Below are 17,996 nucleotides of genomic sequence, written 5' to 3'. Positions count from 1 at the left end.
ATTCCGTATGGCCGGGCCCGCGATCTCCCGCGCCGCATGAGGGGTCGGCGCGGGAAACCACACCGGCATCACTGGGCCGGCGTCACTGGGCCGGCATCACTGGGCCGGCGTCACTGGGCCGGCGTCAGCACCTTCGCCTCGTGCTTCGGCGCGGCCGGCGTGCGCCGCATCCGCTCCTTGGCCCGCTCCACCACCGTGTACAGCGTCGGCACCAGCACCAGCGTCAGCAACGTCGAGGAGATCAGGCCACCGATCACCACGATCGCCAGCGGCTGCGAGATGAACCCGCCGGACCCGGTCACCCCCAGCGCCATCGGCGTCAGCGCGCAGATCGTGGCCACCGCGGTCATCAGGATCGGCCGCAACCTGCGCCGGCCACCCTCGATCACCGCCTCCACCACGCCCATGCCCTGCTCACGGTACTGGTTGATCAGGTCGATCAGCACGATCGCGTTCGTCACCACGATGCCGATCAGCATCAGCATGCCGATCAACGCCGGCACACCCAGCGCCGTGTCCGTGGCCACCAGCAGCCCCACCGCGCCCGTCGCCGCGAACGGCACCGACACCAGCAGGATCACCGGCTGGATGAAGCTGCGGAACGTCGCCACCATGATCAGGAACACGATCGCGATCGCCGCCAGCATCGCCAGCCCCAGATCGGCGAACGCGTCGGCCTGGTCCGCCGACACACCACCGATCTCGTAGGAGGCGCCCGAGGCCAGCGTCACCGAGTCCAGCTTCGTCGTCAGCGCCTGCGTCACCGTACCCAGGTCACCCGCGTCGGCCGCCTTGGCCGACACCGTCGCCGACCGCTCGCCGTCGATCCTGGTCACCTGCGTCGGCCCGGCCACCTCACGCACGTCCGCCACCGACGACAGCTTCACCAGCCCGCCGGCCGTGGGCAGCTTCAGGTCCTCGATCGCCTTGATGTCGTCCGGCGCGTCAGCGCCACGCAGCACCAGGTCGCTCGCCCGGCCGTCCAGCGTGATCTGGCCCAGCGGCGCCCCGCGGAACGCCTGCGCCACCGCCTGGCCCACCTGCGCCTCCGACAGGCCCCGCTCCGCGGCCTCCTCCCGGTCGACCACGACCTCGACCCGGGGCGCGCTCGTCTCCAGGTTCGACGACAGGTCCCGCAGCCCGGACACCTCGCCCATCGCCGTCTTGACCGCGTCGGTCGCCGTACGCAGCGTCTCGGTGTCGGGCGCGCGCACGATCACGTCGATCGTGTCGGAGCCGAACCCGCCACCACCGGCGCCGCCGACCGTGACCTCCCCGACCCCCGACAGCTTCGCGACCCCGTCGCGCAGCTCCTGCTCGGCCCTGGCGGTGTCGGCGCCGTCCTTCAACGTCACCGAGTACGAGACCCGGTCCGCCCCGCCGCCGACGGCACCGCCCTGCATGGCGTTGCCACCGCCCACGTTCACCTGGTAGGTCTCCACCGCGTCCATGCCCGACAGCACGCCCTCGACCTGCTTGGCCGCCTTGTCGGTCGTGGCCAGGTCCGTGCCCACCGGCATCCGCTGCGACAACGACAGCGTGTTCTGCCCCGAGGAGTCCAGGAAGTTCGTCTGCAGCCCGCCGGCCAGGCCCATCGTGCCGACGAACACCGCCACCCCGATCAGCACCGTCACCAGCTTGAACCGCGTCGCGAACCGCAGCACCGGCAGATAGGCCCGCTGCAGCGGCGAGCGCAGCTCCTTGGCCTCGGCCTCCTCACGCTGCTTGCGCGCCTGCTCCGGCGTCAGCTCCGGCGTCTTCAGGAACCAGTACGCCAGCACCGGCACCACCGTCAGCGACACCACCAGCGAGGCCAGCAGCGCCACCGTCACCGTGATGGCGAACGGGCTGAACAGCTCGCCCACCATGCCGCCCACCATCGCGATCGGCGCGAACACCGCCACCGTCGTCAGCGTCGAGGCCGTCACCGCGCCCGACACCTCGCGCACCGCCGTCAGGATCGCCTGTAGTCGCGCCTCACCGTAGGCCAGATGCCGTTTGATGTTCTCCAGCACCACGATCGAGTCGTCCACGACCCGGCCCACCGCGATCGTCAGCGCGCCCAGCGTCAGCATGTTGAGCGAGTAGTCACCCGCCCACAGCACGATCAGCGCGATCACCACCGACAGCGGGATCGACACCGCCGTCACCAGCGTCGAGCGCACCGACAGCAGGAACACCAGGATCACCAGCACCGCGAACGCCAGGCCCAGCAGGCCCTCGGTGGTCAGGCTCTCGATCGACTGCTCCACGTACGGCGCCTGGTCGAACACCACCGACACCTGCGTGTCCGAGGAGTCGCCCAGCGCCTTGGTCAGCTCCGGCAGCTTCTCCCGGATCTGGTGCGAGATCGTCACCGCGTTGCCGTCGGGCGTCATCGTCACCGACACGCCCAGGCTCGTCTTGCCGTCCGTACGGGTGATCGTCGTCGAGTCCGCCAGCCCGCGCGTGATGTCCGCGACCTCGCCCAGCTTGACCGGCTTGAGCGGCTTCGGCCGCACCAGCTGCGCCTGAGCCTGCGCCTGTTGTGCCTGGGCCTGGGCGGACTGCCCCTGCCCCGGCTGCCCGGTCTGCGGGCGCGCCTGCTGCGGCTGGGACTGCTGCGGGGTCGCCGCCGGCTGGGCGGGCGTCAGGTACAGGTCCTTCAGCTTCTCGACCGAGTCGACCCGCGTGCCCACCTGGACCGTCAGCGACTTGCCGTCGGAGGTCAGCGAGCCCGCCGGGATCGGCGTGCCGTTCGCCTTGAGCACCTCGGGGATCTGCGCCGCCGACACACCCGCCGCCGCCATCTTCTTGGCGTCCGGCTCGATCGTCACGACCTCGTCACGGGTGCCCGTGATCGACGCCTCGCGTACGCCCGCCACGCCCTGCAGCTCCGGCACCATGATCCGGCGCAGCTTGTCGGCCATCGCCCGCTCGTCGCCACCGTCGCCCACCGCCAGCACCAGCACCGGGATGTCGTCAGTGTTGCCGGCCACCACCTGCGGATCCACGCCGTCGGGCAAGGGCACCCTGGCGATGGCCTGCTGCATCTTGTTCAGCGAGGACTCGATGTCGGTGCCGTACTCGAAGGCCACCTGGATCTGCGCCAGGCCCTCCTTCGAGGTCGAGGTCATCTGCTCCATCCCGGCCAGCCCCTGGAAGGAGTCCTCGATCGGCGCCGTGACCTGATCCTCGACGATCTCCGGCGAGGCACCCGGATACGGCGCGACCACGAAGGCGCCCGGGAACGACAAAGACGGCAGCAACTGCTGTTTCAACTGCGGGATCGTGAACGCGCCGAACGCGCTGAGCACGACCGCCAGCAAGATCACAAGGCTGCGGTTGACCAAGCTCAACCGGGCGAATGCGGTCATAGGCTCCCCTCCAAGAGTTCGCCCCAGACTAACACTTCGCCTTGTACGAATATTTAGACGACTGAAGCTTTCCTGATAACCTTCTCAGGAAGCGAGAGGTGAGCGTGAGCAACGAACGCGAAGAACTGATCCGCCGGATCGGCGAAACCCAGCGGGGCCTGGCCCGGCTGTTCGCCCAGCACCAATCCCCCCTGTTCAGCTCCAACCTCACCATGCGGCAGCTCAAGGTCATCATGGTCCTGTCCATGAACGGCTCCGTCTCCGGACAGGACCTCGCCCACAACCTCGGAGTCGGCCTCGGCACCGTCACCGGCATCGTCGACCGCCTCGTCGCCCACGGCCTCGTCAGCCGCCACGAGGACCCCCACGACCGCCGCGTCCGCCGCGTCGAGCTCACCCCCAAGGGCACCGCGCTCATCGAAGAGATCAACAACGCCGGCGTGCAGCACTACCAGCGCATCATGGACCACCTCGACACCGAGACCCTGCGCGCCCTCGACCACGTCACCCGCACCATCCACGCCGTGGCCGACAAGCTCTCCCACGACAACGGCTGATCCACCCCGCCGGTTCCCGCGGCTGAGGGTTTTCGAAGCGGGCGGCGGGAGGATTGCACCGACCCGCCGCCTTTACATTGTAGATTCCTTAGGCCAGGCGGGACAGGACCGGCGGCAGCTCGCCCTCGTGCACCACCGTCAGCCGCCGCGTCGCCCGCGTCACCGCCACGTACAGATCCTGGCCGCCCATCGGCGACTGCTCCAGGATGCCCGCCGGATCCACCACTACGACCGCGTCGAACTCCAGCCCCTTGGCCTGCCCCACCGTCAGCACCACCACCGGCGCGTCCAGGTCCCCCCGCGGGAACAGCCGCGCCACCTCCGCGTGCCGGGCGTCCGGCGTCACCACGCCCACCCGCCCCTCACCGCTCCCGCCGGCGACGGCCGCCAGCTCCCGCTCCACCAGCTCCGGCAGCCCGGACACCGGCAGGCGCACCGCCCGCGGCTCCGCCTCGCCCTCACGCACCGACTCCGGCGGCTCCTGACCCGGCGAGTACGCGCGCAGCACGTCCGCCGCCACCCGCATGATCTCCACCGGCGTGCGGTAGTTGACCAGCAGCCGCTCCACCCGCCAGCGGCCCTCCAGATGCGGGTCGAGCACCTCGCCCCACGTACGCGCGCCCGCCGCCGACCCCGTCTGCGCCAGGTCGCCCACCACGGTCAGCGACTTGGCCGGCACGCGCCGCATGATCATCCGCCAGGCCATCGGCGACAACACTCCTGCGCCTCGTCCACGATCACGTGACCATAGGCCCACGTACGATCCGCCACCGCCCGGTCGGCCGTGGTCAGGCCCACGCCGTCGTCGGCATGCCGCTCGGCCAGCACGTCGGCCCGGTCGAAGACGCCCGCCTCGGCCACGCCCGTCGTCACCAGCACCTCCCGCGCGTACAACTCCTGCTCGGCCTGCTCCTCCCCGGACAGCCTGGCCCGCACCCGCCGCGCGGAGTCGTCCTCACCCAGCAGCTCGGCCGCCTCGTCCAGCAGCGGCACGTCCCCGTCCGTCCACTCGGCGCCGGCCGGGCGCACCAGCTCCTGCCAGTCCAGCCCCGGCGGCGCCACCGACCACAACGTCTCCGGCGAGGACAGCAGCTCCGACACCAGCCGCTGCGGCGTCAGCTCCGGCCACAGCCCGTCCACCGCCCGCCGTACCTCCGGCTCGCCCCACAACCGGCCCGAGGCCAGCTCCAGGTCCAGCTCGTCCAGATCGCCCTCCAGATCGAGCGGCTCGGTCAGCTCCGGCTCGTCGACGTCCAGCTCCTCGATGTGCAGCGACTCCTCCAGCGCCCGCGCCTCCGCCCTGGCCAGCTCCTTGAGCATCTCGGTGACGTACAGCTTGCGGGCCATGTTGTGCGGCAGCCGCACCGCCCGCGCCCGCTCGCGCAGCCGCGCGCACGTCTCGTGCGGCACCCGCAGCCGCAGCCCGTCCAGCTCCACCACCAGCTCGCCCTCCGGCACCCGCTGGCGCAGCGCCAGCGCCCCGGCCACCACCTCGGCCATCCGCACGTCGCCCTTGACCACCGCCGTCGCCGGCCGGTCGGCCGCGACCGCCCGCACCCCCGGGAACATCTCACCGACCGTGGTCATCACCACCTGCGTCTCACCCAGCGCCGGCAGCACCTGCCCGATGTACCGCAGGAACATCGGGTTGGGGCCCACCACCAGCACCCCGCGCCGCTCGAGCGTGTCGCGGTGAGTGTAGAGCAGGTACGCCGCCCGGTGCAGCGCCGCCACCGTCTTGCCGGTGCCCGGCCCGCCCTGCACCACCAGCGCCCCCTGCAGCGAGGAGCGGATCACCCGGTCCTGCTCGGTCTGGATGGTGGCCACCACGTCGCCCATCCGCCCCGTACGGCCCCGCCGCAACGCCGCCAGCAGCGCCGCCTCGCCCACCAGCGTGCGCCGGTCCCCCTCGCTCATCCCCTCCAGGTCGAACACCTCGTCGTCTATGCCCACCACCTGACGGTCCTTCAGATGCAGATGCCGGCGCCGCACCAGGCCACCCGGATCGGTGGCCGTGGCCACGTAGAACGGCCGCGCCGCCGGCGCCCGCCAGTCGATCAGCACCGACTCGTGCCCCTCGTCACGCAGCCCGATCCGGCCGATGTAGGTGCCCTCCCCCGAGGCGTCGTCGATCCGGCCGAAACACAGGCCCCGCTCGACCGCGTTGAGCTGCGCCAGCCGCCGCGCCTGCTCCGAGGCCAGCACCTCGCGCTCGACCATCGCCTGCCGCGTCGTTCCCGAGGACCCGCCCCTGGCGTAGACCGTACGCAGCGTCTCCCGCGCCCGCTCCCTGGCGACGTCGAGCCTGCCGTAGAGCCAGGTCACAGCACGCTGCTCGCTGTCAAGGGCTTGCGCGAGACCATCTTGACGGTTAGTCATTCCGTGGTATACTCCTATCGGGAGTCTTGTGAAGGCCCGGCTGTCGATTTGCAGTGTTCGAGCCTATCCCCGCGCCCGCCCGCGCGCAAACCCTCCCCTCATGCGGCCAGGTCAGCTGCCACAGGACCGGCCCGCCTCCCGCACCCTCCGCGCCGTGACCACCCGTGCCGGCGCGCCAACCTGCCCGGAACCGAACCCCAGGCCCCTGGGTGTCAGCGCGGCTGCTAGCTTGACCGTCCATGTCGGACTATCTGCGGGAGCTGTTCTCCCTCCACGGCCGGCGCGCGCTGGTGACCGGCGGCAGCTCCGGAATCGGGTACGCCATCGCCGAGGCCGTCGGGCGCGCCGGGGCCGAGGTCGTGCTGGTCGCCCGCCGGCCGGCCGAGCTGGAGCAGGCCGCCACCCGGCTGCGCGGGCACGGCGTCACCGCCTCCTGGATCAGCGCCGACCTCGGTGACCGCGACGACGTCCAGCGCGTCTGCGACACCACCGGCGACATCGACATCCTGGTCAACGACGCCGGCAACAACATCCGCAAGCCAATGGCCGACCTCACCCCCGACGACTACGAACGCACCCTCGCCGTCAACCTCACCGCCCCCTACCTGCTCGGCCAGCACCACGGGCCGAAGATGGCCGGTCGCGGCTGGGGACGCATCATCAACATCGGCTCCCAGCAGTCCATCAGCGCCTTCGGCAACAGCGGCGTCTACGGTGCCGCCAAGGCCGCCCTCGCCGGCCTGACCCGCTCCCAGGCCGAGGCCTGGTCGGCCGACGGCGTGTGCGTCAACACGATCATCCCCGGCTTCGTGCTGACTCCGCTCACCGAGCCCACCAAGGCCATCCCCGGCCGCGTCGAAGCCCTCGCCGCCCGCCACATGATCGGCCGCAACGGCCTCCCGCAGGACTTCGCGGGCGCCGCCGTGTTCCTGGCAGGCGACGCCTCCGCGTTCGTCACCGGCCAGATGCTCTTCGTCGACGGCGGCTTCTCCGTCCACTGACCCCGCGCTGGCCCGGTCGCTTCCGGGCCGGTCGCTTCCAGGCCGGTCGAGCAGGCGGACGACACCCGCCTCCTCGTCCCAGGCTGTCCCGAACGGCGACCCGCGACCGTCGGCGGGCGCCTTTACGTTGTAGATCACTTGCGGCGGAACTGCCGCACCCCCACCCCCTCGCGCCAGCCGTCGATGACGATCTCGTCGCCCTCCACCCTGGTCCACGCCACCTCGGTCAGCTCGATCCGGAACAGGTGCGAGCCCGGACCGGGCATCCCGTACGACGCCAGCACCGCCGCATCGGTGATCTCCACCGCCCGCCCGGCCAGCTTCAGGTCGCCCTCCCAGGTGGACGGATCCTCCCCTTCGGGAGCGCGGGAGGTCACGTGGATCGCCATCCGCGGATCCCGCAGCAGGTCGGCCGCCTTGACCGCCTGCGACATCGACCCGGTCCACAGCTCGCCGTCCTTGAAGCTCGTCTCGACCCCGCTCACCCGCGGCGAGCCGTCCTTGCGCAAGGTCGCCAGGACCTTGTGCCTGTAGGCGTCCATCAGCCGCCGCGCGACCCGGGCCAGCTCCGGCGCCTGCCGATCGAACTCTTGCCATGAGGCCATGGCCCCCATCATGGACACCGCCGCCGACAGAATCCACGCACCGCTCCCCGCGTTCTTGAACGCCGGTTTACAAACCCGGGCGGGTCTCGCTACGTTTGTAAACGAAGACTCATTTATAAATGGGGAGTGCGCATGTACGCAGACCGGCCGTTCAAGTCAGCGGTGTTCATCGGCATCAGCCTGGACGGGTTCATCGCCCGCGAGGACGGCGACCTCGGCTGGCTGACCAGCAGGGGCGAGGCCGCCGGGGACGACCTGGGCTACGACGAGTTCATCAGCGGCATCGACGCCGTCGTCATGGGGCGCGGCACGTACGAGCCGGGTCTCACCTACGACCCGTGGCCGCACGAGGGCCGGCACACCGCCGTCCTGAGCACCACCCTGGAGGCCGGCGCCGACCCGCGCGTCACCGTCTACCGCGACCTCGACACGCTCGTGCGCGGGCTGGCCGAACGCGGGACCAAGAGCGTGTACGTCGACGGCGGGCAGGTCATCCGCACCTTCCTGCGCGCGGGACTGATCGACGAGATCACGCTCACCACGGTGCCGGTGCTGATCGGCACGGGGCTGCCGCTGTTCGGCCCGGCCGGCCGGGATGTCCCGCTCACCCATCTGTCGACCAAGGTGTTCGGGGCCGGGGTCGTGCAGTCCACGTACGCGGTCGAACATCCGGCCTGACCAGGCGAAGTCCTTGTCACGACCCGGCGATGCCACCTCACGGCCTCATGACTGCCGGGAACCCGGTCCAGCGCAGGCCGGGCGGGAGGTGGCTCATGTCGTTGAACATCACGATCGTGGGCGGCAGGCCGTTGCGGTACTCGATGACCGTCAGCGCGGTGTTGGCGCTGTTCAGCCCGAGCCACCGGGACGGCGGCGCGTCCAGCGCGTGCCGCACCAGCCACGCGATCGGGTAGGCGTGCGTCACCAGGATCTCGTGCGTGTCGGGCGGGGTCCCGTTCGAGGTCCGGTCCGGGACCCTGGCGAACCGGGTGACCAGGGCCTCGGCAAGCCTCTGGCCCGAGGCCGCCTCGGCGGCGTCGTAGCCGTCGAAGAAGCCGGCCCAGGACGGGGGTGTCTCGGCCGCACCGGGGACGTACGGCACGTGGTCGACGAGTTCGGCGGCCTCCATCACGGGCACGTCCGGCAGATGCCGGGCGAGTTCGTGGGCGCTGGCCACGGCGCGGGGCAGCGGAGAGTGCCACACGGCGTCGACCGGCACGCCGGCGAGCCGTTCGCCCAGCAGGCTCGCCTGCCGGTGGCCGATGTCGGTGAGTTCCCCGAACGCGTCGGCCGCGCCGTGGCGTGCCAGGTAGAGGTGTCGAGTTGCCATGAGCAGCGAGGGACGCGGCGCCCGGGCGGGTCCGCTTCCCCTCTCCTTTCGATCCGTGGGTGTGGGGTCGGCGCCTGGCCTGACGCGACCGAGGCGGCGGTGCGGTCGGTCACGCGTTCGCCGCCGTGACGGTGCCGGTGGTGCCGTCGACGGTGATGACGGTGCCGTCGTGGAGCCGGTCCGTCGCATTCGGGACACCGAGGACGGCGGGGATGGCGTGCTCCCGGGCGACGATCGCGGCGTGGGAGAGCACGCCTCCGGTTTCGGTGACGACACCGGCGGCGATGCGCAGCAGCGGCGTCCAGGCGGGATCGGTGAAGGGGCACACCAGGATGTCGCCCGGGCGCACGCGCGCGAAGTCGCCGGGACCGCGGACGATCCTCGCGGTGCCGGTCACGCTCCCGCGGCTGCCCGGCGTTCCGGTGAGGGCGGCGGCCGAGCTGCCCGGGACGCCGACGGGCGATGCCGGCGGCGGGAGCGCGGCGGTGACCGGCCGTGCTTGCAGGACCCAGGTACGGCCGTCGGCGATCGCCCACTCGATGTCCTGCGGTCCACCGAACACGGCGGCGATCTCTTCACCCAGCTTGGCGAGCTGCGTGGCGGTCGCGTCGTCGATCGTCGGCCGGCGCCGGGCGAGGGTGGACACGTCGCGCGTGACGAGTCGCCTGCCGCGCCGGTCAAGGCGGGTCCGTTTGTCGGCGATGGTGCGTGTGACCGACCCGTCCTCGGCGACCCGGTAGGCGTCAGGGGTGACCGTGCCCCCGACGATGCTGGGGCCGAGGCCCCAGGACGCCTCGATCTCGGTCGCGCCGTTCGGGTCCGCGGGGGTGAACATGACCCCGGACGCCTCGGCGTCCAGATGGCGCTGGACGATGACGGCCATCGCGAGATCGCCGAACGGCCGCCCGTCGCGGCCGGAGGCGCCACGGTAGCCGACGGCACGGGGGGAGAACAGCGAGGCCCAGCAGGCACGTACGGCCTCGGCGACCTCGCCGGACCCGTGCACGGCGAGGAAGCTCTCGTGCTGACCGGCCGCCGATGCCTGGCCGGTGTCCTCGTCCGCCGCCGACGACCTCACCGCCACGGGCGGATCGCCGAGCTCGCGGAGTGCGCGTTCCAGCGCGCCGAGCAGGGCGGCGTGGACCGGGAGGGCCTCGATCGCCTGCCGCGTCGCCTCAGGATCGTCCGGCTCGCCGGCGAACCGCCCGAGGTCCAGGTCGCGGACCGCGGCGAGGTGAGCGGCGAACGGGACGACGAAGCCGTCGGGCACCGGCAGACCCGCGCGGAGCAACGCGCCGAGCGCGCCGGCCTTGCCCCCGCACGTGTCGGCGGCAGCCTGCGCCAAGGGTACGATCACCCGCTCCCGCCTTTCAATAGTTTGTTGACAACAATTTGTTGATTGTGCATCATGAGTCGCATGGCACGCAACCCGGACATCGACCACGTGCACGCCGACCACGTCCAGGCCCAACGTGAGCAGGACGCGCGCGAGCACCTCCTGACCCTGGGCGCGGACGCGCTCGAAGCCCGCCCGTGGCGGCCCCCGCCCGTCCCGCCATCAGCGGTCGACCTCGTGCAGTTCGCCGTCTGGCGCCACGCCGACCTGGCCCCGGAGGACATCTTGCGCGCGCTCGCCCTCCTGCCCGCCGCCCGCGCCGAGGTCGAAGGACTCGAATCCGGCCTGCTGTTCACGGCCCGGAGCGCAGGGCTCACCTGGGCGCAGATGGCGCACGCGATGGGGTTCAACTCCCCGCAGGCGTGCCAGCAGCACTACCACCGCCTGGCAGCACGGCAGGACGCCGGCTCGTGACGCGGGAATCCTCCTCCGGCCTCCTGGTCCTGCACGCCGTGCGCATCTCCGGGTACGCGGACACCCCGGCGATCGCTCATCGGTACGGGCTCGACGAGACCAAGACGAAACAGGCGCTGCGCGACGGCCAGGCGCGCGGCTGGGTCGAGCACACCGCCTTCGCCGGCACCGGAGGCTGGTCACTGACCGAATCGGGCCGGGCCGAGAACGAGCGCCGGCTGGCGGCCGAGCTCGCCCGCGTCGGCGGTGCCGAGGAGGTCCGTGGCATCTACCGCGAGTTCCTCCCGCTCAACGCCCTCCTGCTCCGCGCCTGCACCGACTGGCAGCTCCGGCCCACCGCCGGGGATCGGCTCGCCGTCAACGACCACTCCGATCCCGCGTGGGACGCCCGGATCCTCGACGAGCTCGCCGCCATCGACCGCGAGCTCACGCCACTCGCAGAGCGGCTCGGGAACGTCCTGACCCGGTTCCGCGGATACGACACCCGCTTCACCACAGCCCTGGCGCGCGCCCGAGCCGGGGAGGGCGCCTGGGTCGACCGCACCGACGTCGACTCCTGCCATCGTGTCTGGTTCGAGCTCCACGAAGACCTCATCGCCACGCTCGGCATCGACCGGCACGCGGAGCCCTGACCCCACGCTCCCCCGCCCCACCCACGATGGCCCGCCGCCACCTGCCGGGCGCGCCCCACCGGCCACCTCGCTCCCTCAGCGCCCCGGAACCGGCGAAGGCGGTCACGGCTCCGACCTCACCAGGGGTCCGCGTCCGGCGCGTTCGGATCCGGTACGGCTCCCGGGGGACTGCGCGGAGCAACCCGGCTGCTCAGCGCGTCCCCGGGAGGTGCCTCCCTCGGGGTTCTGCACCGAGGCCAGGGCCCGGAACAGGAGTGCCACGCCCCATCGCGCCGGGGTCGGGCAGGCCGCAGGCCAGGTCCCCGACGTAGCCGGCGCGGCCGCGGCGGGCGCGGAGGTCGGCCGTGCCGCGCGCCCCCTCGGAGGCGGCCCGTGCCGCCGCCGCGAAGCCGGCGCCGCGTTCCAGCTCGGCCACCGCGGGAGACAGGGCGTCCACCAGCGTACGGTCGCCGACCTCGGCCTCCCCCACCCGCTGGATGGCGGCCGGCCCGGCGGCGGTCCCGGCCGCCCAGCCCGTCTCCGGGTCGCGGTCGAGCTGCACGAGCGGATCCTCACCGCGTGGCGGGCCATCGACGGCCCCAACCTGCCGGCCACGCTCAAGGCCGCCCTCCAGCTGCAGGGGACGCGACGGCGGGCGGCCGCGCAAGCCCTTCGCGCCCGCGAGTCCCGCCGAACGCGCGCGCATCGCCACGGCGCTGCGCGCGGCTAATCTGATCGCTTAGCCGTACACATCCGCCGAAGGGGAGACATAGTGCCGCCTCTGTCGAAGGGCTCGTCGCTGGTCGTGGATTCGATCGCGGACCAGCTCTACCGGATCCTGTGCGACCGGATCACCGGTGGGACGTACGCGCCAGGGGTCCGGCTCGATCCGCAGGCGGTCGCGACGGAGTTCGGCGTCTCGCGCACCCCCGTGCGCGAGGCGCTGGCCCGTCTCGAGCACGACCAGCTCATCGTGACCCGCCCCCGCTCGGGCACCTTCGTGGCCCGGCCGGGCGTCACCGACGTGCGCGAGGTCTGCCAGCTCCGCAAGGGCATCGAGTGGGTCGCGACCGGGATCGCGGCCGCCTCGATGTCGCTGGAGCGGATCGCCGACCTGCGCGGCGAGGCGGTCGAGGCGCTGCGCCAGGCCGAGCGGGGCGACTATGAGCCGTTCTTCGCCAGCGACAGCCGTCTGCACAACGAGATCGTGGCCGCGACCGGCAACGCGCGCCTGATCAAGGCCCGCTCCTCCACCGAGCCGTTCGTGCAGTGGCTGCGCGTGCTGGGCGCCACCGGCCCGCACCGCATCGCCGGCTCCACCCGGCGCCACCTGGAGATCCTCGACGCCATGGCCGCCCGCGACGCCGACGGCGCCCAGCGGGCCGCCGCCGTCCACCTCGACGAGGTGGAGGAGTGGACGATCGCCGACATGGAGTCCAAGGCGATCACGACGTGAGCGTGCGCGGGAGCGTGTCAAGGCCGCGCTCGGCGAGCCGGCCGACGTCGCCGGCTCCTGGGCCCGCCGCCCCTGAGCGGAGCGGCGGGCCAGGAGCGGCCCAGGAGCGGCCCAGGAGCGGCCGGGTCAGACGCCGAACGCGGCCGGGTAGCGGATGGTGCCGGACGGCACGGGCCGGGCCGGGTCGAAGACGAGCGCCATCATGTACTTGTCCTCGACGTCGAAGGGCGGCCGGATGGCGTGGCGCGAGGCCGGGACGAAGCCGAAGCGGGGGTAGTACTCGGCGTGGCCGAGCACGAGCACGAGGTTCTCCCCCTGCTGCCGGGCGGCGTCGAGGGCGGCGCGGATGGCGGCCGAGCCGGCGCCGCGCCGCTGGTGCCCGGGAAGTACGGCGCACGGGCCCAGGGTGAGCGCCGGGGAGCCGTCGACGTGGCAGCGGGTCAGCAGCGCGAATCCGGCGACGGAGCCGTCGGGTGCCTCGCTGACCCAGGACAGGCCGGGGATCCACGCCTGCTCGTCGGCGCGCAGGGCCTCGACCAGGTCGGCCTCGTGGGAGGTGGGGAAGGCGGCCAGGTTGACCTCGCGGATCCCGGTGAGGTCGGCGGCGGTCTCGGGGCGGGTGATCCAGGACGTGGTCATCGGTGAAGTCCGTTTCTGTGGGAGGTGGCCGGTCACGACTGCCGGTCCCGGAACCTGTAGGTGGCGCGCAGATGGCTGGTGATGGCCTTCTGCCGGTTGACGCGGTCGCCGCGCAGCCGCGCGTCGGTGCGCGAGGCCGCCCACGCGTTCTCGCGTTGCAGCTTGCGGTAGCTGTCCAGGCGGCGCTCGGTCAGCTCGCCCGCCCGGATGGCCGCGCGGACGGCGCACCCCGGTTCGGTGCCGTGGGCGCAGTCGCCGAAGCGGCAGTCCAGGGCGAGGCGTTCGATCTCGGCGAAGACCTGCTCCAGGCCCTCGGCGGCGTCGTGGCGGCTGACCGCGCGCAGGCCCGGCGTGTCGATGAGGACGCCCCCGCCGGGAAGGGGGACCAGCTCGCGGCGGACGGTGGTGTGGCGGCCCTTGCCGTCGTGCGCGCGTACCTCGCCGGTGGCCAGCAGTTCGTCGCCGAGCAGCGCGTTGCCGAGGCTGGACTTGCCGGCGCCGGAGGTTCCGAGCAGGACCGTGGTGCCGCCCAGCAGGGCGGTCAGCACGTCGATGTTCTGGCCGGTGGTGGCGCTGGTGACCAGGACGTCCACGCCCGGCGCGAGCGCGCTCGCCTCGGCGTGCGCGGCGTCGGGGTCGGTGGCCAGGTCGGCCTTGGTCAGGACGATCAGCGGCCTGGCGCCGCTGTCCCATGCCAGGGCGAGCAGCCGCTCCAGCCGGGCCGCGTCCAGCGGGGCGGCCAGGGAGACGGCGATGGCGACGGTGTCGACGTTGGCGGCCAGCACCTGCCCGTGGGAGGTGCGTGACGCCGACGATCGCACGATCGCGCTGTGCCGGGGCAGCAGGGCCAGCAGGCGTGGCTCGCGGCCGGGGCGCAGCGCGGCCCAGTCGCCGGTGCAGGGCGCCAGCAGCGGGTCGGGCGAGTGCAGGGCCGTGAGGTCGGCCCGGACCGGGCCGGACCCGGTGACCGCGTCGCACAGACCGCGGTCCACCCGGGCGATCCGGGCCGGTACGAGGCCGGCCTCGCGGTGCGCGGCGAAGGCGTGGTCGAGTGAGGTCGTCCATCCGTACCGGGACAGGCCGGCGTCGGACGGATCCGTGAAGAGGTTGGGCAACGTGAGACACCTTGCGGGAAGGGGCCCCGACGAGACGCAGGCATCACCCCCGCCTCGTCAGCCGGACAGCGGCTGCGGCGAGGGGAAGAAGTGGGTCAGACCGGGGCCCGGGACGTGAGGAATGTCCGGGCGCTGCACACGGCAGCGGTCTTCACCGCGGTCATCGAACCTCACCTCCCTCTCATCCGGAACTCCAACGCCAAACGTCCAGCAGCCTAGCACTCCCGGCGAGATGCCCGGCACGAGATCGCGGAGTGAGGAAACCGAAAGCGGCCGGTCCGGCGATAGACCTGATGTGCACCGCCTTTTCACCAGAAACCGGGACGCGCCCTCGTTCGGTCCCGACAGCGACGACGCCGAACTCGTCGCCGCCGTCGCGGCCGGCAAGGTGGAGGCGCTGCGAATCCTGCACCGCCGGCACGCGCCGTGGCTGCGGGCCCGCCTGGCCCGCCGCTGCGCCGACCGGACGCGGTAAACGACGCCATCCAGGACACCTTCCTCGCCGTCTGGCGCGACGCCAAGCGCTACCAGGCGGCCAGGGCGAGGTCGCCGCGTGGATCTGGACCATCGCCATCCGCCGGCTGGTGTCGGTGCTGGGCGGTCCCGGCCACCGGTGGATCGGCGACGGCCGCGCCCCGGACGAGGAGCGAGGGCCCGCCGCGTCCGGGGAGGACGTCGTGCTGCTCGGCGTGGAGCACGGCGACCTCGGCACGGCGCTCGCCCGCCTTTCGCCCGACCTGCGCGCGGCGCTGCAGGCCACCGTCCTGGACGGGCTGACCACCAGGGAGGCCGCGCGCCTGCTCGGCGTGCCGGAGGGCACCGTCAAGACCCGCGTCATGCGGGCCAAGGCCCGGCTCAGGGAGGACCTGGCATGAACCGCGAGGACAGGCACGTGCCCGGCGACCTCATGGACCGTTACCGCACCGGGCGGCTCGAACCGGCCGTGGTCATGTCCGTCGAGGCGCACCTCACCCGGTGCGCGCGGTGCCGGGCGGCGGTGCCGTACGAGGAGGAGTGGCCGGCGGCGGGCTGGGAGCGGCTGGAGGAGGAGGTGGACCGGCCGCGCCCGGGGCCGGTCGAGCGGCTGCTGAGCCGGGCCGGAGTTCCCGGGCACCTGGCGCGGCTGCTGGTCGCCACGCCGGCGCTCAGCCGGGCCTGGGTGGTGGCGGTCGTGGTGGTGCTGGCCTGCGCGGTGGCGGTGGGGCAGGCGACGCGGGACGTCGGGGCGTCGTACCTGCTCGCGTTCCTGGTCGCGGCGCCGGTGCTGCCGCTGGCCGGGATCGCGCCGGCGTACGGGCGGCACGTCGATCCCGTCCACGAGACGCAGGCCGCCACCCCGATGGCCGGGCCGCGGCTGCTGCTCCTGCGGGCGGGCGCGGTGCTGGCCACCGCCGTCGTCCTGACCGCCGCCGCGAGCCCGTGGCTGCCGGGCCCGCCCGGACGCGGCGCCGGATGGCTGCTGCCCTCCCTCGCGCTGAGCGTCGGCTTCGCTGCCGCTGGCCGACACCGCGCTGGAGGCCGCGGTGTGCGTGCTGGCGGGACTCGCCGGGGCGGCAGCCGCGGTACGGCGCGTCGGCGGGCGGCAGACCGCGCTGGCCGCGAGCGCGTTGCTGGGCGTGCTGCCGGCGGGCTCGCTGTTCCTTACCGGTGACCTGTCGCCGTGGCCGGCATTGCCCGCGAGAAGACCTGGGACGCCGTCCACCGGGGCTGGCCGGCCGCGCTGGCGCTCCCGCCGCTCGTCCTGCTCGCCGCCCACCGCGACCTGCGCCGCTCGGGCAGGTGACCCCTGCGGGACGGACTACCGGACCGCGAGAATCGCCGCCACGAGCATGCACGCGGCCGACGGCAGGAAGAACATCCCTACGGACGCCAGCGAGACGAAGCACCAGGCGAACAGGGCCATTGCCGCGGCGATCGACGTCGTCCGGGGCAGAATCCGGCCGAAGGCCAGGGGAATCGCCGCGATCAGCACGGGGAGCAGGAAGTAGAGCGCCCGCATGCCGACGACGCCGGCGGCATATTCCGAGCTCTCGCCCTCCTCGTTCAGCGACGCGTATATCGGGGTGGCGAACAGGACGATCGTCGACAGGCCGGCCAGGCCGAGCGAAAGGATCAGCCAGGGCCGTAACGCGCGTGCCTGTTCACCACTCCAGATAGTCATTTCGTCGCTCCTCGATCTCGTTGTGAAGGCGCCTGGCGGTAAATGCGTTGCGTCGGCAGTGGTGCCCACGCAGGATCATGACTACGCGTCCAGACGGAGGAAAAGGCCATGAATGAGATCCTGCTCGATGCGATCCGTCACAACAACTGGGCGACGAAGAGGCTCATCGAGTTCTGCCGGGATCAGGGTTTCTCCGCGGAGCGACTGGAGGTGCGCGGGGTCGGCACTTTCGGCGGCATCCTGGCGACTCTTCAGCACATCGTCGACGCGGACGGAAGTTACGCGCAGCGCCTGGCCGGAATCGAGCTTTCCTGGGTGGACGGCGAGGAGCAGGCCGATCTGCCGCTCCTGTCGGCCCGGGCGTCGGAGGTCGAGCGGGTCTGGGAGGAGGTGCTGGCCAAGCCGATCGACGTGGAGGGCGTGGTCGTCGTCGACGAGGGAACGCGTGCGGTCCGCGCCGGCATCTTCCTGGCCCAGGCCCTCAATCATGCCAACCACCATCGCGAGCAGGTCTGCGCCATCCTGACGGGCTTCGGCATCGAGCCGCCGGACATCCAGGCCTGGGAGTACGCCTGGGCCACGGGGCGGATCTGGGACCGAGGCTGAGCCCGGCCCCGCCGGTTCCGTACGCCCCGGACCCGGATCACCCCCGGCCCGGCGGTTCCGTACGGCCCGCACCTGGATCACCCCTGCGCGGCGGCGGCCGTCGGCTTCCCCGCGGCCGGCCCGGGACCGGCGACGCGCAGGTCCGGCATCAGGACGATCGCGACCAGGGCCAGCAGCCCGCCCACGCTCCCGACCCAGCCCAGGGTGACGCCGACCCCCCGGGCGACGCACGCGGCCGTCGCCACGCCGGCCAGGTGGTGGGCGAGCAAGAACCGGCCGACGGCGAGGCTGAACGCGCCGACGATCTGTTTGGTGGGTATGGACCCGGCGGTTGCGGTGCCGATGTAGGTGTGGGGGACGATGTTCTGGG

At 72.6% G+C, this 17,996-nt stretch carries 20 protein-coding genes and 1 pseudogene; 11 read left to right on the top strand and 10 right to left on the bottom strand.

Annotated elements, in window-relative coordinates; genetic code table 11:
* Positions 1-110 precede the first annotated feature (110 nt).
* Complete coding sequence (locus tag ACTWPW_RS58400; RefSeq protein WP_443174142.1) at positions 111-3,356, bottom strand: efflux RND transporter permease subunit; 3,246 nt, start codon at positions 3,354-3,356, stop codon at positions 111-113.
* A 104-nt stretch (positions 3,357-3,460) separates the two neighbouring features.
* Here ACTWPW_RS58400 and ACTWPW_RS58395 point away from each other — a divergent pair, with 104 nt between their 5' ends.
* Positions 3,461-3,913, top strand: coding sequence for a MarR family winged helix-turn-helix transcriptional regulator (locus ACTWPW_RS58395; protein WP_443174141.1), 453 nt, complete (start codon positions 3,461-3,463; stop codon positions 3,911-3,913).
* Positions 3,914-4,001: 88 nt separating this feature from the next.
* On the opposite strand, the pseudogene ACTWPW_RS58390 reads toward ACTWPW_RS58395, so the two are convergent.
* A pseudogene (locus tag ACTWPW_RS58390) lies at positions 4,002-6,292 on the bottom strand (HelD family protein).
* A gap of 239 nt (positions 6,293-6,531) precedes the next feature.
* Here ACTWPW_RS58390 and ACTWPW_RS58385 point away from each other — a divergent pair.
* Complete coding sequence (locus ACTWPW_RS58385; protein WP_443174140.1) at positions 6,532-7,293, top strand: SDR family NAD(P)-dependent oxidoreductase; 762 nt, start codon at positions 6,532-6,534, stop codon at positions 7,291-7,293.
* Between the two features lie 134 nt (positions 7,294-7,427).
* Here ACTWPW_RS58385 and ACTWPW_RS58380 read toward each other — a convergent pair whose 3' ends face one another.
* Complete coding sequence (locus ACTWPW_RS58380; RefSeq protein ID WP_375112278.1) at positions 7,428-7,898, bottom strand: pyridoxamine 5'-phosphate oxidase family protein; 471 nt, start codon at positions 7,896-7,898, stop codon at positions 7,428-7,430.
* Between the two features lie 132 nt (positions 7,899-8,030).
* Here ACTWPW_RS58380 and ACTWPW_RS58375 point away from each other — a divergent pair, with 132 nt between their 5' ends.
* Entirely contained in the window at positions 8,031-8,576 is a 546-nt protein-coding gene (locus ACTWPW_RS58375) for a dihydrofolate reductase family protein (RefSeq protein ID WP_443174139.1), read from the top strand.
* Positions 8,577-8,613: 37 nt separating this feature from the next.
* On the opposite strand, the gene ACTWPW_RS58370 is transcribed toward ACTWPW_RS58375, so the two are convergent.
* The gene (locus ACTWPW_RS58370; RefSeq protein ID WP_443174138.1) at positions 8,614-9,228 is read right to left on the bottom strand and encodes a histidine phosphatase family protein; all 615 of its coding nucleotides are present in this window, start codon (positions 9,226-9,228) and stop codon (positions 8,614-8,616) included.
* Between the two features lie 109 nt (positions 9,229-9,337).
* Positions 9,338-10,585 carry a PEP/pyruvate-binding domain-containing protein gene (locus tag ACTWPW_RS58365; RefSeq protein ID WP_443174137.1) on the bottom strand — a complete coding sequence of 416 codons (1,248 nt, stop codon included), beginning with the start codon at positions 10,583-10,585 and terminating at the stop codon, positions 9,338-9,340.
* A 60-nt stretch (positions 10,586-10,645) separates the two neighbouring features.
* Between ACTWPW_RS58365 and ACTWPW_RS58360 the strand changes: the two genes are divergently transcribed.
* Together ACTWPW_RS58360 and ACTWPW_RS58355 are read left to right on the top strand one after the other, a co-directional pair.
* Positions 10,646-11,038, top strand: a complete 393-nt coding sequence (locus ACTWPW_RS58360; RefSeq protein ID WP_443174136.1) for a DNA-binding protein — start codon at positions 10,646-10,648, stop codon at positions 11,036-11,038.
* Positions 11,035-11,670, top strand: a complete 636-nt coding sequence (locus ACTWPW_RS58355; protein WP_443174135.1) for a transcriptional regulator — start codon at positions 11,035-11,037, stop codon at positions 11,668-11,670. Before ACTWPW_RS58360 ends, ACTWPW_RS58355 begins: the two co-directional genes overlap by 4 nt.
* Before the next feature lie 190 nt (positions 11,671-11,860).
* Here ACTWPW_RS58355 and ACTWPW_RS58350 read toward each other — a convergent pair whose 3' ends face one another.
* Complete coding sequence (locus ACTWPW_RS58350) at positions 11,861-12,211, bottom strand: DAK2 domain-containing protein (RefSeq protein WP_443174134.1); 351 nt, start codon at positions 12,209-12,211, stop codon at positions 11,861-11,863.
* A gap of 210 nt (positions 12,212-12,421) precedes the next feature.
* On the opposite strand from ACTWPW_RS58350, the gene ACTWPW_RS58345 reads away from it, so the two are divergent.
* Positions 12,422-13,105 (top strand): GntR family transcriptional regulator, encoded by a 684-nt coding sequence (locus tag ACTWPW_RS58345; RefSeq protein WP_375112271.1) that lies wholly within the window; start codon positions 12,422-12,424, stop codon positions 13,103-13,105.
* Positions 13,106-13,231: 126 nt separating this feature from the next.
* Here ACTWPW_RS58345 and ACTWPW_RS58340 read toward each other — a convergent pair whose 3' ends face one another.
* Complete coding sequence (locus ACTWPW_RS58340; RefSeq protein WP_375112270.1) at positions 13,232-13,744, bottom strand: GNAT family N-acetyltransferase; 513 nt, start codon at positions 13,742-13,744, stop codon at positions 13,232-13,234.
* Positions 13,745-13,776: 32 nt separating this feature from the next.
* Complete coding sequence (rsgA, locus tag ACTWPW_RS58335; protein ID WP_443174133.1) at positions 13,777-14,859, bottom strand: ribosome small subunit-dependent GTPase A; 1,083 nt, start codon at positions 14,857-14,859, stop codon at positions 13,777-13,779.
* Between the two features lie 295 nt (positions 14,860-15,154).
* On the opposite strand from rsgA, the gene ACTWPW_RS58330 reads away from it, so the two are divergent.
* The 4 genes from ACTWPW_RS58330 (at position 15,155) to ACTWPW_RS58315 (ending at position 16,642) form a co-directional block, all read left to right on the top strand.
* The gene (locus ACTWPW_RS58330) at positions 15,155-15,334 is read left to right on the top strand and encodes a hypothetical protein (protein ID WP_443174132.1); all 180 of its coding nucleotides are present in this window, start codon (positions 15,155-15,157) and stop codon (positions 15,332-15,334) included.
* Positions 15,335-15,443: 109 nt separating this feature from the next.
* On the top strand, positions 15,444-15,734 hold the full coding sequence (locus ACTWPW_RS58325) for an RNA polymerase sigma factor (RefSeq protein WP_443174131.1): 291 nt from the start codon (positions 15,444-15,446) through the stop codon (positions 15,732-15,734).
* Entirely contained in the window at positions 15,731-16,510 is a 780-nt protein-coding gene (locus tag ACTWPW_RS58320) for a zf-HC2 domain-containing protein (protein ID WP_443174130.1), read from the top strand. The genes ACTWPW_RS58325 and ACTWPW_RS58320 overlap by 4 nt, the downstream gene beginning before the upstream one ends.
* Before the next feature lie 9 nt (positions 16,511-16,519).
* Positions 16,520-16,642: a hypothetical protein gene (locus ACTWPW_RS58315; RefSeq protein WP_375112266.1), complete on the top strand. Its 123-nt coding sequence runs from the start codon at positions 16,520-16,522 to the stop codon at positions 16,640-16,642.
* A gap of 15 nt (positions 16,643-16,657) precedes the next feature.
* Here ACTWPW_RS58315 and ACTWPW_RS58310 read toward each other — a convergent pair whose 3' ends face one another.
* Positions 16,658-17,020, bottom strand: coding sequence for a hypothetical protein (locus tag ACTWPW_RS58310; RefSeq protein WP_375112265.1), 363 nt, complete (start codon positions 17,018-17,020; stop codon positions 16,658-16,660).
* A gap of 108 nt (positions 17,021-17,128) precedes the next feature.
* Here ACTWPW_RS58310 and ACTWPW_RS58305 point away from each other — a divergent pair, with 108 nt between their 5' ends.
* Positions 17,129-17,626: a DinB family protein gene (locus ACTWPW_RS58305; protein WP_375112264.1), complete on the top strand. Its 498-nt coding sequence runs from the start codon at positions 17,129-17,131 to the stop codon at positions 17,624-17,626.
* A 77-nt stretch (positions 17,627-17,703) separates the two neighbouring features.
* Here the strand turns inward: ACTWPW_RS58305 and ACTWPW_RS58300 are convergent.
* A partial coding sequence (locus tag ACTWPW_RS58300) for a hypothetical protein (RefSeq protein ID WP_443174129.1) occupies positions 17,704-17,996 on the bottom strand: 293 nt, incomplete at its 5' end.

Source organism: Nonomuraea sp. KM90 (assembly GCF_052246675.1).
Lineage (GTDB): Bacteria > Actinomycetota > Actinomycetes > Streptosporangiales > Streptosporangiaceae > Nonomuraea.
Note: the sequence above shows the minus strand (reverse complement) of the source record. Positions and strands in the feature narration are given on the sequence as shown.